This window comes from Mycobacterium sp. pR1184 (assembly GCF_041287235.1).
Taxonomy (GTDB): domain Bacteria; phylum Actinomycetota; class Actinomycetes; order Mycobacteriales; family Mycobacteriaceae; genus Mycobacterium.
The window spans coordinates 238,514-256,287 of sequence record NZ_JBGGKR010000004.1 but is presented as its reverse complement, the minus strand read 5'-3'; the positions used below and the strand labels follow the sequence as shown (position 1 = coordinate 256,287).

At 66.2% G+C, this 17,774-nt stretch carries 19 protein-coding genes; 1 reads left to right on the top strand and 18 read right to left on the bottom strand.

The genetic code is table 11. The features are described from left to right. Nucleotides 1–5 precede the first annotated feature (5 nt). The 17 genes from ACAG21_RS09470 to hisN form a co-directional block, all read right to left on the bottom strand. Entirely contained in the window at nucleotides 6–383 is a 378-nt protein-coding gene (locus ACAG21_RS09470) for an NADH-quinone oxidoreductase subunit A (RefSeq protein WP_267731442.1), read from the bottom strand. A 235-nt stretch (nucleotides 384–618) separates the two neighbouring features. Next, nucleotides 619–1,020 carry a response regulator transcription factor gene (locus ACAG21_RS09465; RefSeq protein WP_085225798.1) on the bottom strand — a complete coding sequence of 134 codons (402 nt, stop codon included), beginning with the start codon at nucleotides 1,018–1,020 and terminating at the stop codon, nucleotides 619–621. Nucleotides 1,021–1,050: 30 nt separating this feature from the next. Then, nucleotides 1,051–1,587, bottom strand: a complete 537-nt coding sequence (locus ACAG21_RS09460; RefSeq protein WP_370495743.1) for a YceI family protein — start codon at nucleotides 1,585–1,587, stop codon at nucleotides 1,051–1,053. A 2-nt stretch (nucleotides 1,588–1,589) separates the two neighbouring features. Further along, on the bottom strand, nucleotides 1,590–1,991 hold the full coding sequence (locus ACAG21_RS09455) for a nuclear transport factor 2 family protein (RefSeq protein WP_370495742.1): 402 nt from the start codon (nucleotides 1,989–1,991) through the stop codon (nucleotides 1,590–1,592). A gap of 8 nt (nucleotides 1,992–1,999) precedes the next feature. Continuing rightward, nucleotides 2,000–2,338 (bottom strand): DUF6285 domain-containing protein, encoded by a 339-nt coding sequence (locus tag ACAG21_RS09450; RefSeq protein ID WP_370495741.1) that lies wholly within the window; start codon nucleotides 2,336–2,338, stop codon nucleotides 2,000–2,002. After that, nucleotides 2,335–3,318 carry a phosphotransferase family protein gene (locus ACAG21_RS09445; protein ID WP_370495740.1) on the bottom strand — a complete coding sequence of 328 codons (984 nt, stop codon included), beginning with the start codon at nucleotides 3,316–3,318 and terminating at the stop codon, nucleotides 2,335–2,337. The genes ACAG21_RS09450 and ACAG21_RS09445 overlap by 4 nt, the downstream gene beginning before the upstream one ends. Next, complete coding sequence (locus tag ACAG21_RS09440; protein ID WP_370495739.1) at nucleotides 3,315–4,553, bottom strand: acyl-CoA dehydrogenase family protein; 1,239 nt, start codon at nucleotides 4,551–4,553, stop codon at nucleotides 3,315–3,317. The genes ACAG21_RS09445 and ACAG21_RS09440 overlap by 4 nt, the downstream gene beginning before the upstream one ends. 10 nt (nucleotides 4,554–4,563) lie before the next feature. Continuing rightward, nucleotides 4,564–5,217, bottom strand: coding sequence for a TetR/AcrR family transcriptional regulator (locus ACAG21_RS09435; protein WP_370495738.1), 654 nt, complete (start codon nucleotides 5,215–5,217; stop codon nucleotides 4,564–4,566). Beyond that, entirely contained in the window at nucleotides 5,217–6,113 is an 897-nt protein-coding gene (locus ACAG21_RS09430) for a hydroxymethylglutaryl-CoA lyase (protein ID WP_370495736.1), read from the bottom strand. The genes ACAG21_RS09435 and ACAG21_RS09430 overlap by 1 nt, the downstream gene beginning before the upstream one ends. Continuing rightward, nucleotides 6,110–7,315 (bottom strand): CaiB/BaiF CoA transferase family protein, encoded by a 1,206-nt coding sequence (locus ACAG21_RS09425; RefSeq protein ID WP_370495734.1) that lies wholly within the window; start codon nucleotides 7,313–7,315, stop codon nucleotides 6,110–6,112. Before ACAG21_RS09425 ends, ACAG21_RS09430 begins: the two co-directional genes overlap by 4 nt. After that, nucleotides 7,312–8,499 (bottom strand): alpha/beta fold hydrolase, encoded by a 1,188-nt coding sequence (locus tag ACAG21_RS09420; RefSeq protein ID WP_370495733.1) that lies wholly within the window; start codon nucleotides 8,497–8,499, stop codon nucleotides 7,312–7,314. The genes ACAG21_RS09425 and ACAG21_RS09420 overlap by 4 nt, the downstream gene beginning before the upstream one ends. Continuing rightward, complete coding sequence (locus tag ACAG21_RS09415; RefSeq protein ID WP_370495731.1) at nucleotides 8,499–9,602, bottom strand: homogentisate 1,2-dioxygenase; 1,104 nt, start codon at nucleotides 9,600–9,602, stop codon at nucleotides 8,499–8,501. Before ACAG21_RS09415 ends, ACAG21_RS09420 begins: the two co-directional genes overlap by 1 nt. A 290-nt stretch (nucleotides 9,603–9,892) precedes the next feature. Further along, a complete protein-coding gene (locus ACAG21_RS09410; RefSeq protein WP_370495730.1) occupies nucleotides 9,893–10,864 on the bottom strand; it encodes an NADPH:quinone oxidoreductase family protein in 972 nt (323 codons plus the stop codon). A 63-nt stretch (nucleotides 10,865–10,927) separates the two neighbouring features. Further along, the gene (locus ACAG21_RS09405; protein ID WP_370495729.1) at nucleotides 10,928–11,926 is read right to left on the bottom strand and encodes an oxidoreductase; all 999 of its coding nucleotides are present in this window, start codon (nucleotides 11,924–11,926) and stop codon (nucleotides 10,928–10,930) included. 321 nt (nucleotides 11,927–12,247) lie between these two features. Next, the gene (locus tag ACAG21_RS09400) at nucleotides 12,248–13,456 is read right to left on the bottom strand and encodes an acyl-CoA dehydrogenase family protein (protein WP_370495727.1); all 1,209 of its coding nucleotides are present in this window, start codon (nucleotides 13,454–13,456) and stop codon (nucleotides 12,248–12,250) included. Between the two features lie 25 nt (nucleotides 13,457–13,481). Next, nucleotides 13,482–14,879, bottom strand: a complete 1,398-nt coding sequence (locus ACAG21_RS09395; RefSeq protein ID WP_370495726.1) for an acyl-CoA dehydrogenase family protein — start codon at nucleotides 14,877–14,879, stop codon at nucleotides 13,482–13,484. Nucleotides 14,880–14,956: 77 nt separating this feature from the next. After that, the gene (hisN, locus tag ACAG21_RS09390) at nucleotides 14,957–15,739 is read right to left on the bottom strand and encodes a histidinol-phosphatase (protein ID WP_370495725.1); all 783 of its coding nucleotides are present in this window, start codon (nucleotides 15,737–15,739) and stop codon (nucleotides 14,957–14,959) included. A gap of 150 nt (nucleotides 15,740–15,889) precedes the next feature. On the opposite strand from hisN, the gene ACAG21_RS09385 reads away from it, so the two are divergent. After that, nucleotides 15,890–17,278: a wax ester/triacylglycerol synthase family O-acyltransferase gene (locus ACAG21_RS09385; RefSeq protein WP_370495724.1), complete on the top strand. Its 1,389-nt coding sequence runs from the start codon at nucleotides 15,890–15,892 to the stop codon at nucleotides 17,276–17,278. A gap of 5 nt (nucleotides 17,279–17,283) precedes the next feature. On the opposite strand, the gene ACAG21_RS09380 is transcribed toward ACAG21_RS09385, so the two are convergent. Then, nucleotides 17,284–17,712: a pyridoxamine 5'-phosphate oxidase family protein gene (locus tag ACAG21_RS09380; RefSeq protein WP_370495723.1), complete on the bottom strand. Its 429-nt coding sequence runs from the start codon at nucleotides 17,710–17,712 to the stop codon at nucleotides 17,284–17,286. Nucleotides 17,713–17,774: the final 62 nt, after the last annotated feature.

Sequence of the window (17,774 nt, the reverse complement as noted above, 5' to 3'; positions counted from 1 at the left end):
TTACCTCAATCCCATGTCAGGCCGCCGCGGCGCCACACGTAGGCGTAGGCCACGAAGACGGTGAGCATGAACACCACCATCTCGACCAGAGCAAACATCCCCAGTGCGTCGTAGCTGACCGCCCACGGATACAGGAACACGATTTCGATGTCGAAGACGATGAACAGCATCGCGGTCAGGTAGTACTTCACCGGGAACCGCTGCCCAGGCGTCGCATGCGGACCACTCACCGACGTTTCGGTGGGCTCGATTCCACATTCGTAGGCCGCCATCTTCGACTTGTTGTAGCGCGACGGGCCGGCCAGGCTCGCGATCACCACCGAGCCCACAGCAAAGGCGGCGGCGATTGCGCCTAGCACCAGGATGGGTATGTAGACGTTCAACTCGCTCCAAGATCCGTCGTGGGGCCGCCTATATAGCGACCAGGCGGCGACCGGGCTGCTGTGACGGACTGGGTCTGTAGCCCGGCACAGTGATCTTCAACATAGCGTCGAGGCGGCTGAGGCACGTGCTCGGGGTGGTGCTAATGCGTGGTTTGTGGTGTGAGATCCAGCACGTTTTCGGGGCACGGCAAAAACGGCGCCGCAACGGCACCAGAAAAGGAGCAGGTCGTCAGCTTCAGATGGCGGGGGCGCGTAGCAACCCGAGCACGGTGCGACCCAGCACGATCGGGTCGATCGGGTGCGGCACCGCGGCCTCGGCCCGCGACCACGTCGCCAGCCACGCATCGTCCGGGCGCCCGGTGAGCACCAGGATCGGCGGGCAGGTTTCGAGCTCGTCCTTGAGCTGTTTGGCGATTCCCATGCCGCCGGTCGGTGTCGCTTCGCCGTCGAGGATGGCCAGGTCGATACCGCCCTCGTCCATAGTGCGGATCACCATCGGGCCGGTAGCCACCTCGACATAGTTCAACTCCGGCAGATCAGGATGCAGTCGCTTGCCCAGTGCCCGCTTCACCTTGTCGCGGGTGTTGGGGTTGTCGCTGTAGACGAGTATCCGCAGAGCGATCGTGGCGTCGGGCACGGTGCAGATGCTACTGGTGCTCGACCGCCTTTATCGGCCAGACCGCACGAAAACGGCCTGTGCCGCCGCCTTGGCCGTGGGCGCGATCATGCCGAACTTGTTCCACCCGATGTCGAATTGGGATCGATCGATCCTGGTTTCGCCCGAGATTTGGATCGAACCGTCGCCGGCTTCAGTGACGGTGACGGGCAGCGGTACCGGCGCGCTGATCCCCTTGATCGTGAAGCTGGCCCGCAGGTCCGCGGCCTTGCCCTGGGTCGGGTGAATTGCGGTGACGACGACGCTGATCTCGGGAAACCGTTTGACATCGAAGAAATCGGCCGAGCGCAGATGCTCGTCGCGACGGCCGATGCCGGTCTGCACCGACGCGGTATGGATGTCGAGGCGGCCGAACACCGAGCCCTTGCCGGTGAGCTGTCCGTCACCGGTGAACTCGGTGAACCGGCCCTTGACGTTCAGCAGCCCCCACATATTCCTGATCTTGAAGGTGACGGCCGACCGCTCGGGAACGATCTTCCACCCCCCGGCCAGGTCGGGATCATTCAGCAGTGTCTCCAGCGTCGTCATCGTCACCTCATCAGCGGCGCAATCTCGGCGGGGTCGAAATACTCGTCGATCCGGTCGATCAGACCATTTGTGCCCACCCTGATCACGATGCAAACGCGCATGGAGATCGATTGGCCGGCACGGCCGGTGGCGTGCAGGACGTGCTGCTGAACGAAGCCACTGATCGATCCGTCGTCGAAGAGCCGGCGATCGAGAATCTCGTAGCGGCGCCGCGTGGTCACACCGATGAACCAGTCGATGACTTTGAGCGCGCGGGTCTTGTCGTCGTCGCGGCTGGCGCCCACCCGCCACACCGCGATGTCGTCGTTCCACAGCCGATCGACCGCGGCCTTGTCGCCGTTGACGATCGATGCGAACAACCGGTCGGCGGTGTCGAGGACGACCTCGGCGGATACCGCGGGCATGGCAGCTCCTATTCGCTGTCGTATCCGGGGTGGGCAACCGCTAACCGATTACGCACCAGGGTTCTCAGGGCGGCGAGGACCTCGCCGGCACGCTCGTCGAGCTCGCCGGCCCGGATGGCCGCGGCAAGCTGTTCCTCGTCTCCGAAACCCAAGCCGGCCAGCGCGGCTTGCGATTCCGCGGCACTCTCGTCGAGCAGTTCGCGTTCGACGATGCGCAACGCGTTGGCGGCCACCCGGGAGTGGAAGTTGACCTGTCCGGTGGTCGCCTCACGGACGTCGGTTTCCAGGAACTCGGCCACCGCGGCCACGAGTTCGGCAGCCAGCGGGCGTCCGTATGCGCCGATCACGACCGAACCTCCTCGAGCAGGTTGAGGATGTCCCACTCAGTTTCGCTGACCCGGCGACCGATCGTCGCCAGCTCCACCGAGCGCGATTGACCGCTCAAATGCCGCTCCGCCTGGAAGCGGCAGATCACGCCCCAGCGCAACGTGGCCAGCACCAGCCACCAGTGCAGCGCGGCCCGGTCGACGGTCGTGCCGCTGGCCTGCTCGTAGTCGCGCACGAAGCTCTCGATGCTGCCGAGGCCACCGGCGCCGAGGCTGGCCGGAGCGCCGAACCGCCACGCGCGGATGCAGAACCAGGCCAGGTCTTCGTAGGCCTCGCCGCGGTGCACCAGCTCCCAGTCGAGCACGGCGGCCAGGTTGGATCCGTCGACGATCAGGTTGCCCATCCGGTAATCGCCGTGCACCAGCACCGTTGCCGATTGTTGCGGCCGGTGCGCGGCCAACCAGCGGAACGCCCATTCGAAGGTAGCGGTGGTGTCGTTCATCGCGTCGAGCCGCTCGCGGTATTCCACGAGCTGGTCCTCATAGGCCAGGCCCGGAATCTGCGGGTCGGCCCGGTGAATGGCGGCCAGCGCCTGCGCGCATTGCCGCAGCAGCTCGGTTCGGCGAGCGTGCCCGTCGGCGGTGTCGAGCTGACGCTGGATGCGCCGGACGATGGTCTCGCCCTTGATCTCGTCGCAGACGAGAAACGGATTGCCCAGTGCCGCAACCGAATCATCGGCGACCAGGATGTGGGGGACCGGCGCGCCGGCGGCCGCGGCCGCGGCCTGCGCGCGGGCTTCGAGCTCCATGCCGGCATGAACGTCGTCGGGTGGGCCGGTGCGCAGGATCAGCGCGCGGCGTTGGCTGCCGGTGACCGCGTCGAACGCCCAGGTGGTGCGGCTGGCACCGCCGGTCAACGCGCGCAGATTCTCGACCGTGGTGCCGGCGCCCAGTACCGGCACCAGCACCGCTTCCAGTTTGGCGCCCAGCTCCCCGCTCACTGCTTGCCAAACTTGAACAGCCGCTGCGCCACTCGGCGAATCTGGATTTCCTCGGCGCCCTCGGTGATCCGATAGCGTCGATGGTGCCGGTAGATGTGCTCGAACTGCTCGTGACGGCTGTAGCCCAGGCCGCCGTAGACCTGCATGGCGCGGTCGGCGGCCTCGCAGACCAGCCGGTTGGCGCGATAGTTGGCCATCGACACCTTGTCCGACACTTCCATGTGGTGGTCACGGTCTAGGTGCCAGGCGGCGTATTGCACCAGTAGCCGCACCATTTGTGCTTCGGTCTGCAGCTCGGCGAGCGGCCATTGCACGGCTTGATTGACCGACAGCGGCTTGCCGAACACCGTGCGCTTGGCCGCGTATTCAGCGGCTCGGTCGATGCAATACTGCGCCGCGCCCAGGCTGCTCGCGGCTTGGCGAATCCGGTTCTCGTGCAAGAACGTCTGGGCGACCTCCAGGCCGCGGTCGACCTCGCCGAGGACCGCATCGGCGGGGATGCGGACATCGGTCAGCTCGACTTCACCGTGGTCGGTGGGCATGTTGAAGGTCCACCAGTAGTAGGGGACTTTGAATCCTGGGGTGTCGGTCGGAACCAGGAACGCGGTGATGCCCCGCGCTTGTCCCGGCTCACCGGAGGTGCGGGCGAAGACCAGGTCGTGGGTGGCGCGGTGCACACCGGTGTTGAACCGCTTGGAGCCGTTGATCACCCAGCTGTCACCGTCGAGCTGGGCATGGGTTTCCAGCCAGGTCGCATCGGATCCGTGCTGTGGTTCGGTCAGTCCGAACGCCATGGACCGCTCGCCGGTGATCAGCGCCTCGGACCACACCCGGCGCTGCCCCTCGGTGCCGAAGCGTTCCATCATGATCACCTGAGGAAAGTTCCCGACGATCGACGACTCGTTCTGCAGGTCGTTGTGCAGTCCGAGGCCCTTGTGCGCCAAGTGTTCCCGGATCACTGCCATGTCGACGTTGGTGCCGTCGCGGCCGCCCAGCGAGGCTGGCAGTCCGTAGCGCAGCCAGCCCGCTTTGTCGGCGCGCCGGCGCATCTCGGCGAGCAACTCCTCCCACTCTTCGGTCGGGATTCCGTCGTTGTCCCAATCGGTGCGGGCATGCTCGCGGCGCTGATCGAAGTACTGGATGTTTTCGCGTTCCAGCGGCTTGATCTCCGCCTCGATGAACGCATCCATCTCGGCGAGTACGCCCGGAAGGTGTTCCGGCAGGGTGAAATCCACGTTGATCTCCTTATACGCCGTACAGAGTTTTCTTCCACACCGTCGACAGGGTCGCAATGGCGTCCTCGTCGCTGATCTGCATCCCGAGACCAGACTGCCCGGCGAAGACGGTGGTGAAGTTTTCGAACAGCAACGCGATGGCCGCCGCCGTGTGCTGCGGGTTGAGTTCGCTGCCGTAGCCCTGTTCCTGGGCGCGTCGCACCGATGCGGCCACGATGTCCATGCCGAACTTTCGAAATTCGTTCTGCACAGCCGCGAACCGCTGCTGCGTGGTGGCCAGTTGGGCCACGGCGATCATGATGCCGATGTGCTGCTTGAAGATGTTCCAGTATCCGGTGACCACCGCGGTGAAAAAGTTGTTGTCGTCTGTGGGGGCCCCTCCTGCTTGCGGGGGAGAGTCGGGCAGGTGCACGCTCAACCCGGACGGTGCCACGACATCGTGCAGGAAAGATTCCGCCAGCGCGGCCAGCAGGTCTTCCTTGTCGGCGAAGTACCGGTAGAAAACCGCCGGCGATTTTCCGGCGGCCGACGTGATGTCGGCCAGTGTGGTGCCGTGAAAGCCGCGCTCGGCGAACAGCTTTCGCGCGGCCTGTTCGATGGCCTCCCTGGTCTGGCGGCCTTTGGAGGTCAGCGCCCGCGACGCGTCGGGGGTGGTCACACCCATCAGTTCCGGATCCGGTCGCCCGCGCGCAGCAGCGCGCTCGGCAGGTCATGGCCCACAACCGATTTCGCGACATCGGCGGCGGCGATCGCGGCTTGCAGGTCGACGTCCACATCGATGTCACTGTCGGTGAGCAGGTAGACCAGGTCTTCGGTGGCGATGTTGCCGGTGGCGCCCGGAGCGAACGGGCAACCGCCCAGCCCGCCGGCCGAGGCGTCCAGCCGGGTGACGCCGGCGCTGACCGCCGCGTAGGCGCTGGCCAGCCCGGCGCCGCGGGTGTTGTGGAAGTGCGCACCCAGCGGCAGGTCGCCGATCACCGGACGCAGCTGGGCGATCAGCGAACTCACCCGGCCCGGGGTGGTGGTGCCGATCGTGTCGGCGATCGACAGGCGGTCGGCGCCGCGGTCGCGGGCGGCCGCGGCAATCTCGAGAACCCGCTGCGCCGGGGTAGGGCCCTCGAACGGCGAGTCCCATGCGGTGGCGATGACGACCTCGGCGGTGAGGCCGCCGCCATGTGCGATGGCGACGATTTCGTCGATCTGGTCGGTGGCCTCGACGCTGGTGCGCCCGACGTTGGCCATGCTGAACGAGTCGTCGGCGGCCACCACGTATTCGATCGACCGCAGCCCGGCGGCAACCGCGCGCTTGGCGCCATTTGGGCTGGCGACCAGGGCGGAGAATTCGATGTCGGGGTAGTTGTGCAGTTGCGCGGCAAGCTCGGCGGCATCAGCCATCGACGGCACCTTCGTCGGGGAGACGAATGCTGTCGCCTCCACTTCGCGCACACCCGTGGCGGCCACCGCCGCGAGCAGTTCCAGCTTGGCCGACAACGGGATTGGCTTTTCGATCTGCAGTCCGTCGCGCAGTGCCACCTCACGGATATCGACGTGAGTGTTCATAGCACCCCCTCGTCGCGCAGTGCCTCGAGCTCGTCGGCGCCCTTGTCGAGCAACCCCGCGTAGACGTCGTCGTTGTGTTGTCCGGGGCAGGCGGGCCCCGCATGGCGGACACTGCCCGGCGATTCCGACAGCACCGGAACAACCCCGGGTCCCAACACATTACGCGCGATGCGTTCGTCGTAGTGCTCGACCAGCATGCCGCGTGCCCGCAGCTGCGGGTCTTCGACCACTTCGGCGACGGTGTTGATGGGGCCCGCGATCACGCCTGCGGCACTGAGGGTTTCGACGATGGCCCCGGGCGGCCGTTCGGCGGCCCACGCGCCGATGATCTTGTCGAGCTCGTCCTGGTTGCGGCCGCGGGCGGTGTGTGTGGCGAACCGTTCGTCGCCGGCCAGTTCCGGGCGCCCCATCGCGGTGCACAGCCGGGCGAACACGGTGTCCTGGTTGGCGGCGATCACCACCCACGAATCGTCGGCGCTGCGATAGATGTTCGACGGCGCGATACCTTCCAGCCTCGTGCCCGACGGTCCGCGCACCACGCCGCCGACGTCGTAGTCGGGAATCGTGGATTCCTGTATGGCTAAGCATGATTCGGTCAGCGCGACGTCGACGACTTGTCCTCGCCCCGTCACGCTGCGGCGGTACAGTGCGGCCATCGCGCCCTGGGCGCCGAACATGCCGGCCAGACTGTCGCCGAGCGAGAGCGCGAGGCGAGGGGGCGGCCCGCCGGGAAATCCGTTGAGGTGGCGCAGTCCGCTGGCGGCCTCGGCCACCGAGGCGTAGCCCGCCTTGTGCGCGTCCGGCCCGGTCTGTCCATAGCCGGACACCCGGACCAGGATGATGCCCGCATTGCGTTCGCTGAGCACGTCGTACCCCAGGTTCCACTTCTCGAGAGTGCCCGGACGGAAGTTCTCCACCACGATGTCGGACTTCTCGACGAGCTCGAGGAACAGCTCGCGCCCATGCGGTTTGCGCAGGTCGAGCGTGATCGCCTTCTTGTTGCGCGCGGCCACGGTCCAGAACACGTGGTGCCCTTCGTATTCGGCTTGACCCCAGTTACGCAGCGGGTCCGGGGCGCCCGGCGGCTCCACCTTGATGACCTCGGCGCCCATGTCCCCGAGCAAGCGGCCGGCGAACGGACCCGCGATCAAGGTGCCCAGTTCGAGCACCCGGATGCCGTCCAGCGGTCCGCTTGTGGTCATTGTGCGCTCGCGAATTCGTGGCGGACCAGCCAGTCGGTGACGATATCGATGGCGTTGCGCAACTTGTCGCGCTGGTCTGGACCGGCGTAATAGTGTGTGGCGCCCGGGATTTCGTACATTTCCTTGTCGGGATGCCCGATTGCCTCGAACAACCGCCGGGTGTGGCTGGGTGTGCAGGCGTCGTCGGCGAGGTTGCCGATCACCAGCGCGGGGATGGCGATGTCGCGCCCGCAGTCCACCCCGTCGCCGCGGGCTTCGTCGTAGCTCCATTGCGACAGCCAGCCGCGCAGCGTCGAGAAGCGGGCCAGTCCGACCGGGCTCATGTTCACCACCTGAGGGTCACCCAGGTAGCAGGTGCCCGGCGTGCGCTCATTGGGATCCACGGTGGGATCCAGCCAGCGCGGATCGGCCATCGTGCCATGCACGACAAATCCGAACTCGTCGTCGGGGCGGCCCTGAGCGGTCAATTCAGCCAGCTTCTCTTTGGCCCATGCGGTGATGCGGCGGTTGCGGTCGATCTGCGCTTGACGGTACCGGTCCAGGAACTCCTGGGTGTAGGGCGGTTGGTTGGGATTGTCGGGGTTGTACAGATCGAGCTCGGGATCGCGCTTGGTGGGATCGGATTCGTCGAGGATGGACGCGTCCAGCCATTCGGTCAGCGTGCCGTGCCGGCTGATGTGCGCGGCCAGCAGCATGATGCCGTCGGCGGCCGGCAGCTCCAGCTTGGTCAGGTCCGGCCCGTCGCCGGTCGGGCTCGACGTGATCGTCGCGTGCTGGGCCTGCTGCTGGTAGAACACCGACAGCGAGCCGCCGCCGCTCCAGCCCGCCAGCACCACCTTGGTGTAGCCCAGCCGGTTCTTGGCGTCCTTGATGCATTCGCCGAGATCCTCGACGACCTTCTCCATCAGCAATGCCGAATCCGTGCCGCGGAACCGGCTGTTGCAGTAGATGACGTGGTGGCCGGCCCGGGCCAGCGCATTGATCATCGGCAGGTAGGCGCCGCCGCCGATCGGGTGCATGAACACCAGCACGGTGTCCGACGACTTGTCTTTCGGCTTGAGCAGGTAGCTCTCCAGGACGGTGATCTCGGCCAGTCCGCCATAGACATCTCGGACGCCGGAATTATTTTGGAAGGCAACAAGATACGGGATCCGGTCGTAGTCGTGCTTGACGGCTTGGCTCATCAGTGTTGTCCTAAATCGTTGGCCAGTACTTCGGGTGAGGGTGTCAGGCGCTTGCGGGTGTCGACGGCGATGACCTGCCAATCGACGCGCGAGTGCTCGTCGAACTTGCGGCGGGCTCGTTCGCGGGCCTTCTCCGGCGCGCCGTGGTGAACCCCTTGCGGCGCATGGGTAATCAGGCCCGGCGGCATCGGGATGCCGTACAGCGAGCCGCCATGGAAGAACGCGATTTCGTCGTAGTCGACGTTGCGGTGATACCAGGGAGTACGTTCGGTGCCGGCGACGCCCTCGGCGGGCTTGGGCAGGAAGTTCATCACGTAGACACCGGTGGCCTGCATGAACAGGTGCACCGTCGGCGGCAGGTGAACGCTGTCGGAGGTGATCACGTTGTAGTCGTCGATGTTGAAGGTGAACGCGAAGTTGTCGCCGCGCCATCCTTCGACGTCAAGTGGATTATGTTGGTAGACAAGCGTTGTCGGACCGCCGTCTTGAACATCGCGGTGGACGAGCCGGACCTCGTACTCGTCGCGGCCGTCGTCGTCGATCGGATCCGGCTCGGGAATGGTGGCCTGCGACGGGTCGAAGGGGAAGTGCCGGCCCAACGGACCGGGCGGTGGCACCCGGAATTCGTGGGTGGCCTCGATCATCTGCAGGGTGGTTTCGCGATCCGGCACCTGCCGCCAGGTGCAGGCCTTCGGAATGTAGACCCAGTCGCCCTCGCGGTAACGCAGCGGACCGAACTCGGTCTCCAGCAGTCCGGTGCCTTGGTGGACGAACGACAGCAGATCGCCGTCGACGTGGCGGGCGAAGTAGGGCATCGGCTCGCGGCGGCGGCTCAGCAGAACGCGACAGTCCTCGTTGCTGAACATCAGCATCGGCCCACCGTTGGCGTCGGTCGCATCGCTGGGCTTGAGCTCGCTGGACAGCACGTCGACCGGGCGCAGCGGTCCGGACGCCCGGTAGGCGGTGGGGTCGTGGCGACGGTAGATGTTGGCCGTGCGCCCGGTGAATCCGCCCCGGCCCAGCTCGTCGTCCTTGAGGCCGTCAAGGTCGGCGTGCAGGCGACGCGGCGTCTTGCCTTTGCGCAGGTGAACGAAGGATTCCATAGTGACTCCCGGGCACGTCGGCGACCAAAACTGAAAGTGACATTACTTTCTCTTTTAGCCTCACACAAGGGCCGCCGTTATTGCCGGCTCGGCCTCGCACAAAGCCAGGCGACCCGCTCCGGCGTGCGCGGCGGCTCTCCGTTTGCCCGCCTCATAGCGACAAATGCCAAGGCGTCCCGGTTCGAGCCGCTGCCAAGGCGTCCCGGTGCGAGCCGCCCTTGTCGCTCGGAGGCGGGCAAATCAACGACCACTCGCGCGCTGCTGGAACCCGCTGCTGGAACCCGCTGCCGCTAGTCGCGGACGCGCAGGACGACTTTTCCTTTGGCGGTGCGATTCTCCATCGAGGCGACGGCTGCGGCGGCCTGGTCCAGTGGGTAGACCTCCGGCTCCGGCGCCGCCAGCTTGCCCGAGGTGAGCAGGTGCTCCAGTCCGGCCCACTGTTCGTCCAGCGCGCCGGGATGCGTGGCCGTCCACGCGCCCCAGCCGACGCCGACGACGTCAATGTTGTTGAGCAGCAGCCGGTTTACCTTCACCGTGGGGATCTCGCCGCCGGTAAAGCCGACGACCAGCAGCCGTCCGCCCGCAACAAGCGAGCGCAGGGAATCGGTAAACCGGTCACCGCCGACCGGGTCGACGACCATGTCGACGCCGCGGCCGCCGGTCAATTCCTGCACCGCATCCTTGAAGCCATCGGCCAGCACCACGTCGGTCGCGCCGGCCGCGGTGGCGATCCGGCCCTTCTCCTCGGTGCTGACCACCGCGATCGTGCGCGAGGCCCCGAGCGCCGGCGCCAAGCGCAGCGTCGAGGTTCCGATCCCGCCCGCCGCGCCGTGCACCAGCACGGTTTCACCCTGCTGCAGGCGGCCACGCACCGTCAGCGCGAAGTACACCGTCAGGTCGTTGAACAGCAGTCCGGCGCCCGCCTCGAAGCTCACGTTGTCCGGCAGCTTGAACGCCCGGTCGGGGGAGAGCACCGCGACCTCGGCCATACCACCGGTCAGCATCGTCAGGCCGACGACCCGGTCACCGGGACCCACGTGAGCGCCCGCCGGTGCCGACCGAACGACGCCGGCGATCTCGGCTCCCAGCACGAACGGCGGGTCCGGCCGGTACTGGTAGAGGCCGCGGGTCAGCAGTGCATCCGGAAACGCGGCGCCGGCGGCATGCACCTCGACGACGATCCCGTCGCCGGTGGGCTCGTCGACCTCGCCCACCTCGATCGCGTCTGGGCCGTCGAGCCGCGTCACCCGTGCTGCACGCATGCTGCCTCCATTGTCGATAGGGCCGGACACCTCCGGCCAGCGCTCGAATAGCCTACTGCCAGCTCAGAATCCGCCGGCGACACGTACCACCGCGCGGCCCGAGTAGCTGCCCGCGCGCAGTTGATCCAAAATCTCGACCACGTCTTTGACGTCGAGGTCGTTGGCGACCGTGTTCAGGTGCCGCGGCTTGAGCGAGTCGCCCAGCAATGCCCACAACTTGCGTCGCCGCGCAATGGGCATCAGCACCGAGTCCATGCCGAGCAGGGAGACAGCGCGCAGGATGAATGGCATCACCGTGGTGTGCAGCGCAGGCCCGCCGGTGAGACCGCTGGCCGCCACCGCCCCGCCGTAGTCGACCGTGCTGAGCACATCGGCGAGCGTCGCGCCCCCGACACAATCCACCGCGCCCGCCCAGCGCGCCTTGGCCAGTGGTCGCGGCTTGGCATCGGGATCGGCAGGCAGCCGGCCGATAACCTCAGCAGCGCCAAGCTCTTTCAGCATTGCGGTGGCCGATTCCTTACCGCTGGAGGCGACCACCTGATAGCCCGCCGCCGCGAGTAGATCCACGCTGACCGACCCGACACCACCGGAGGCGCCGGTGACGACGATGGGCCCGGCGTCGGGCGCGATGCCCCAGTCGATCAGGGCCTGCACGCTCATCGCGGCGGTGAAGCCGGCGGTCCCGATGGCCGCGCCCTCACGCGGGCTCAGCGCTCCCAGTGCCACCACCTGGTCGGCGGGCAGACGCGCGTACTCGGCGTAACCGCCGTGGTGGCCGGTGCCGATCGCATACCCGTGCGCCAGCACCTTCTCCCCGACACTGAAGTCCGGCGACTGCGATTCGACGACTTCGCCGGTGAGGTCGATGCCCGGAACGATCGGATAGTCGCGCACCACGCCGCCCTTGGGCGTCAGCGCCAGCGCGTCCTTGTAGTTGACGCTGGAATACAGCACCCGGATCGTCACCTCCCCGGGCGGCAGGTCGGCCGGGCGCAGCGTTTCGACCGACGCCGTGATCCGATCACCATCTTGACGAGCTACCAGGGCCTGAAACGTATCCACACGACGACGGTAGCCCTGGGCGGTGGCGCGCTTTCCCTTGGTTGCTTTTCTGTCGCCCGTATAGGCTTTGGCGAGTCACGACACGAGTCGGACCGCCGCGGAGATCTCGAGGATGGCAGTGAAGCTATCAGGCGCGGGGACTGTTTACGAACCCCCCGGCAACGGGATCACCGAGATCGCGGATACCGATCCTCGAGCAAGTCGGATTGGGGCCGATCGTCAGTTAGCGCTCGTCGAACGTGCACTCACTGCCAAAAAACGGCGACAAATTCGCAGTGACTTCACGCTCGGTGGGAAGCGCCTCGGTGGGCTGCCTGATCGCTACTTGAGTTCGGCGGAGGACAGGCCGAGCAGCCGGCGTGCGACCACGAGTTGCTGGATCTGCTGGGTGCCTTCGAAGATGTCCATGATCTTCGAGTCACGTGCCCACTTCTCCAGCAGCGTCTGCTCCGAATAGCCTGCGGTGCCGGCCAATTCGACGGCTTTGAGGGTGATGTCGCTGCCGACGCGCCCGGCTTTGGCCTTGGCCATCGATGCTTCTTTGGAGTTGGGGATCTTGTTGTCGGCCTGCCACGCCGCGCGTAGCGTCAGCTGGTAGGCCGACTCCCAGTCCGCCTCCATCCGCAAGAATTCGGCCGCGGCGGCGCTTTGGGCGTGCGCGGGCCTGTCGTAGGAGATCTCGACCCCGGCCTCGGTCAGGATCTTGCGCAGCTCCTCCAGGGCGGCGCGGGCGATGCCGATGGCCATGCCGGCGACCACGGGTCGGGTGTTGTCGAAGGTCTCCATGACACCGGAGAATCCTTGGCCCGATTGGATTTCCGGGTTGCCGAGCAGGTTGTCCTTCGGGATTCGCGCGTTGTCGAAACGGATCGCGGCGGTGTCGGATCCCTTGATGCCGAGCTTCTTCTCCAGCCGTTCGACGGTGACACCGGGGTGGTCGCGGGGCACGATGAACGACTTGATCGCCGGGCGACCCTGCGACTTGTCCAGTGTCGCCCAGACCACGATATGGGTGGCTCGCGAACCCGCTGTGACGTAAATCTTTTCGCCGTTGATCACGTATTCGTCGCCGTCGAGCTTGGCGGTGGTGGAGACCGCCGCCGAGTCGGAGCCAAAGCCCGGTTCGGTGATGGCCATCGCCGCCCAGACCCGACCCAGCCGCTGCAGTTGCTCGTCGGTGGCCACCCCGCTGATCGCGGCGTTGCCCAGGCCCTGATAGGGCATCGACAGCATCATCGCCGCGTCACCCCAACTGGCCTCCATCGTCTGCAGCACCGCCGCCATGTTGGAGCCGTTGCGGTTTTCTTCCTTGCTCTCACTGCTGCGGAACGCCTCGGCGCCGGCGAGTCCTACGGCATTGGATTCGGCGGCTCCGGAGAACAGGTTGGACAAGGTGTCCAGCTCCACCGGATAGGCGTGCTCGTGGACGTCGTACTTGCGGGCGATCGGGCGCATCATCTCCGCGGCGCCCTGGTGTGCCTTGTCGATCACCGCTTGCATCTTGCGGGGCAGTTCCAGATTGATTGCCATGATTGATCTTTCGCTAGGTGACGACTCAGATAACGACGACGCCCTCGGCGACGCCGATGGCCCGCAGGTCGCGGTACCAGCGTTCGACGGGGTGCTCTTTGGTGTAGCCGTGGCCGCCGAGCAGTTGTACGCCGTCCAGGCCGATTTGCATGCCCTTGTCGGCGCCGATCCGCTTGGCCAGCGCGGCCTCGCGGATGAACGGAAGGCCCTGTTCGGCACGCGCGGCACCGCGCCAGGTGATCAGCCGCAGCCCGTCCAGCTCGATGGCGATGTTGGCGCACATGAACGCCACCGCCTGACGGCGAGCCACCGGCTCACCGAATGCCTCGCGCTCCTTCACGTACGGGACGACGTAGTCGAGAACCGCGTGCGAGGTGCCGACCGCCAGCGCCGCCCAGCCCAGCCGGGACAGCGCTATCGCCTCGGAGTAGTCCTCATCGGTGGCTTCGTCCTCGCCAAGGCGGGCATTCAGCGGCACCGTCACCCCGGACAGCTCGAGCTGACCCAGTGCGGCGGCCCGGATACCCATGCTTGGATCCGCCTTGACGGTAAGGCCTTTCGCGCCTGATTCGACGATGAACAGCGCGGGCTTGCCATTCAGTTGTGCACCGACGATGAACAGCTCGGCATCGGCCGCGGCCGGGACCAACGACTTCACCCCGTCGAGCCGATACCCGCTCGGTGTGCGCACGGCGGTGGTCTTCAACCGGGTGGGGTCGAACAGCGGTTGGGGTTCGGCGATGGCCACACAGGCCTGCGGGACATTCTCGCCGGCGAACTCGGGCAGATAGGTGGCTTGCTGGTTCGCGCTACCCCAGTGGGTTAGCGCGGCTGCCACGCCGCCTGGCGCCAGGATGGGCAGTGCCAAACCCATGTCGCCGTAGGCCAATGCCTCGGCCACCAGCACGTTGGTGACACTGGAGCGGTGTGCGGCGATGCCCTCGAAGTCCTCGGGGATGTTGATCGCGGTGATGCCGAGTTCGGCTGCCTTGGCGATCAAGTCGGGCGGGTAGCTAGCCGCGTCGTCGGCCTCGGATGCCGCGGGCCGCAGCACCTCTTCGGCGAATTCTTCGAGGGTCTCGACGATCATCTTCTGTTCGTCGTCGGGCCGCAGGTCGTAGTAGTCCTTGCCGCTGGACTTCAGCCGGGTGGGTCCACTGCGCAGGCCTTGGACTCGTTTGAACTGGCGGGAAGCGGCACCGGCGGTGGAAAAGATTGTCTTGGTGCCGTAGCGCAGGCCCCGGTTCATCGGGTCACGCAGGTGGTATTTGTCCAGAAATCCTTGGCCGACGAGCGGGGTGAGTAGCGCCAGGGTGATGTCGATCCCGGTGCGTCTGTGCGGTTGCAACCCGACGCCGGTGTTGCGGCCGCGCCGCTTTCCTCGCGGACGAGAAGTGTCTGAGCCGGAGATAGTGTCCGTCATTTCAGCAGCCTCTGTAGTTGGGGCGATGCAGTCAAGAGCGTATCTTACTCCGGAGTAAGATAAAGAGCGCTTGTTAACTACTTCACACCGAGATGGCGCAGCACGTACTCGTGCAACAGTCCGTTCGTCGCCACGGCATCGCCGCGATGAGGGCCCGCGATGCCATCCAGGCCGGTGAAGGTCCCGCCGGCCTCGCGCACCAGAATGTCGAGTGCGGCCAGGTCCCACACCGAGACTTCTGGTTCGGCCGCGATATCCACCGCACCCTCCGCGAGGAGGCAGTACGAGAAGAAATCGCCGTACGCCCGCACCCGCCATACGGCGTCGGTCAGTTCGATGAGATGGTCCCGCAGGCCGCGCTGCGCCCAGCCCGACAGGCTGGAAAACGACAGACTTGCCGAATCCAGCTGTGCCACTGAGGAAACCGACAAACGCCGTGGCGGTGCGCCGTCGACCGAGACGAAGGCGCCTTGGCCGCGCGATGCCCACCACCGTCGTTGCAGCGCCGGCGCGCTTACGACACCCACCACGGGCACACCGTCGTCGAGCAGTGCGATCAGGCTGGCCCACACCGGAACTCCGCGCACGAAATTCTTGGTGCCGTCGATCGGGTCGACGATCCATTGCCGGCCGGTGAAGCTGGTCGTGCCGCCGAACTCCTCGCCGACGACGCTGTCGTCGGGTCGCTCGCGCGCCAGCACCTCGCGAACCTCGGACTCGACTGCCCGGTCGGCGTCGGTCACCGGGGTCAGGTCCGGCTTGGTGTCGACGTGCAGGTCCAGCGCGCCAAACCGGTCGCGAGTGAGGATGTCCGCACGGTCGGCAAGCATCATCGCCAATGCGAGATCGTCCTGACTCATGCCAGCAGTCCTACCACGGGACCAACCGGCGTAAGGCATCCCCGGGTTGCGCAGAAATGACCTTCGGCCCTAATGGCCCGCCGTCTCGCGAAGAGATGATGTTACTACGGGTTGCAGATAAGCCCCCCCATGGCTGAAAGGTCGCTGATCATGAACCGCCTGACGACATTAGAAGCCGGTTTCCTCAAAGCCGAAGACGCCGATGCGCGGGTCAGCTTGGCCATCGGGGGCTTGGCTGTCATCGAAGGCCCGGCGCCAGACCAGGACACGCTGATGTCGGCGTTTGCCGAGCGCATACGCGCCTGCCCCCGCATGGGACAACGGTTGCGGTTGCGGCCGTTCGACCTCGGCGCTCCGCAATGGGTGGATGACTTCGGCTTCGACATCGGCCGGCATGTGCGGCGTGTTGCGCTGCCGCAGCCTGGAGGCAACCAGGAGTTGTTCCGGGTGGTCGCCGATTTGATGGCCAGGCGTCTGGACCGTGATCGACCATTGTGGGAGATCTGGGTCGTCGAAGGTCTCAGCGACGGCCGATGGGCGATGCTGACCAAGATCCACCACTGCATGGCCGATGGGATCGCGGCCACACATATGCTGGCCGGACTGTGCGATGACGGCGTCAGCGACAGGTTTGCCCGGCATATCGGTCCGGGGAAGGGCACGAAAACGCATGCGGCAGAAGTCAACCCGCTGGCCATTGTGGGCGGGCTGTGGAACGCGTCGACCTCGGTGGCTGCTGGCGCCGCGCGAGCGGTCCAGGGTGCCGCGGAAATCGCCATCGGTCTGCTGCGCTCGGATCGGTCACCGCTGAACGGACGGATCGGAGATCTACGTCGATACAGCGGTGCGCGAGTGCCGCTGGCCGACATCGAGCAAGTGTGCGCGGCGTTTGACGTGACCATCAACGACGTTGCGCTGGCGGCAATTACGGAAAGCTACCGCAATGTGCTGGTCAAGCGCGGTGAGCGATTGCAGCCCGGATCGTTGCGCACCTTGGTGCCGGTGTCGGTGCGGTCCGCCGATGCGTTCGACAAGACGGACAACCGGGTTTCGGTGATGCTTGCGGAGTTGCCGATCGACGAAGAGAACCCGGTGCAGCGATTGCGGCTCGTGCATTCGCGATTAGGCCGGACGAAGGCGGGTGGACAACGTCAGGCCGGAAATGCGTTCGTGGCCATGGCCAATCGCGTTCCGTTCGCGTTCGCCGGCTGGGCGCTCGGATTGTTGACGCGACTGCCGCAACGCGGCGTCGCCACGCTGGCCACCAACGTCCCGGGTCCGCGGCGCCCCCTGCGAGTGATGGGCAACAAAGTGCTGGGCGTGTTCCCGGTCCCACCTATCGCGATGCAACTGCGAACCGGCGTCGCGATGCTCAGCTACGCAGACGACCTGTTTATCGGAATCCTTGCCGACTATGACGAGGTGGCCGATGTCGACGAGCTGACCTGCGGGATCGAAGCCGCGGTGGCTCGCCTGGTGGCCATTAGCAAGCGGCGCAAGGCTCATTACGCCCGCGGACCGTTGTCCCTGGTGGTGTGAGCGCGTCAGGCAAACGATGCGTTCGGATCCGGTTCCGGCCCAAATGTGAAGTGGCGCCCCGTGATATCTGTCGGGGTCACTCGGACGTAATGCTTCTTGACGGTCGCCGTCCACGGCATCAGCTCGGCTCGGTCGGCGTGCTCGATGTCCGCCGCGGTCTTCAGCACTCGTGCGCGGCCCCGGACGATCACGCTCCAGCCTTCGGCGACGTCGTGGTCGTCGGCCTCGAACACCACCACGCTGTTCCCTACGGCGGAGAACAACTTGGTGCCCTCGGCGGTGCGGAACAGCACGGTTCGGTCTTGCACCGCATAGTTCACCGGGAAGATCTCGGGTTCGCCGGCGAAACTGGTCACCAGTCGGCCTAAGGCGACGCCGCTCAACCTGCGCCAACTCTCGTCTTCCGACAAAACGACCGCGGGCTCATCAGTCATCGCCTCACCTTTCCTTGGACGCGCGTCAGCACCCATGACGCTACGGCGAATCCGCGTGGGAC

Coding starts and splice junctions, on each gene's coding strand:
- ACAG21_RS09400 (WP_370495727.1), bottom strand. CDS start 13,456: ATGGCAATCAATCTGGAACTGCCCCGCAAGATGCAAGCGGTGATCGAC.
- ACAG21_RS09425 (WP_370495734.1), bottom strand. CDS start 7,315: ATGACCACAAGCGGACCGCTGGACGGCATCCGGGTGCTCGAACTGGGC.
- ACAG21_RS09460 (WP_370495743.1), bottom strand. CDS start 1,587: ATGACGACGCTGGAGACACTGCTGAATGATCCCGACCTGGCCGGGGGG.
- ACAG21_RS09455 (WP_370495742.1), bottom strand. CDS start 1,991: ATGCCCGCGGTATCCGCCGAGGTCGTCCTCGACACCGCCGACCGGTTG.
- ACAG21_RS09415 (WP_370495731.1), bottom strand. CDS start 9,602: ATGGAATCCTTCGTTCACCTGCGCAAAGGCAAGACGCCGCGTCGCCTG.
- ACAG21_RS09385 (WP_370495724.1), top strand. CDS start 15,890: ATGAACCGCCTGACGACATTAGAAGCCGGTTTCCTCAAAGCCGAAGAC.
- ACAG21_RS09410 (WP_370495730.1), bottom strand. CDS start 10,864: ATGCGTGCAGCACGGGTGACGCGGCTCGACGGCCCAGACGCGATCGAG.
- hisN (WP_370495725.1), bottom strand. CDS start 15,739: ATGAGTCAGGACGATCTCGCATTGGCGATGATGCTTGCCGACCGTGCG.
- ACAG21_RS09395 (WP_370495726.1), bottom strand. CDS start 14,879: ATGACGGACACTATCTCCGGCTCAGACACTTCTCGTCCGCGAGGAAAG.
- ACAG21_RS09430 (WP_370495736.1), bottom strand. CDS start 6,113: ATGAACACTCACGTCGATATCCGTGAGGTGGCACTGCGCGACGGACTG.
- ACAG21_RS09435 (WP_370495738.1), bottom strand. CDS start 5,217: ATGGGTGTGACCACCCCCGACGCGTCGCGGGCGCTGACCTCCAAAGGC.
- ACAG21_RS09380 (WP_370495723.1), bottom strand. CDS start 17,712: ATGACTGATGAGCCCGCGGTCGTTTTGTCGGAAGACGAGAGTTGGCGC.
- ACAG21_RS09420 (WP_370495733.1), bottom strand. CDS start 8,499: ATGAGCCAAGCCGTCAAGCACGACTACGACCGGATCCCGTATCTTGTT.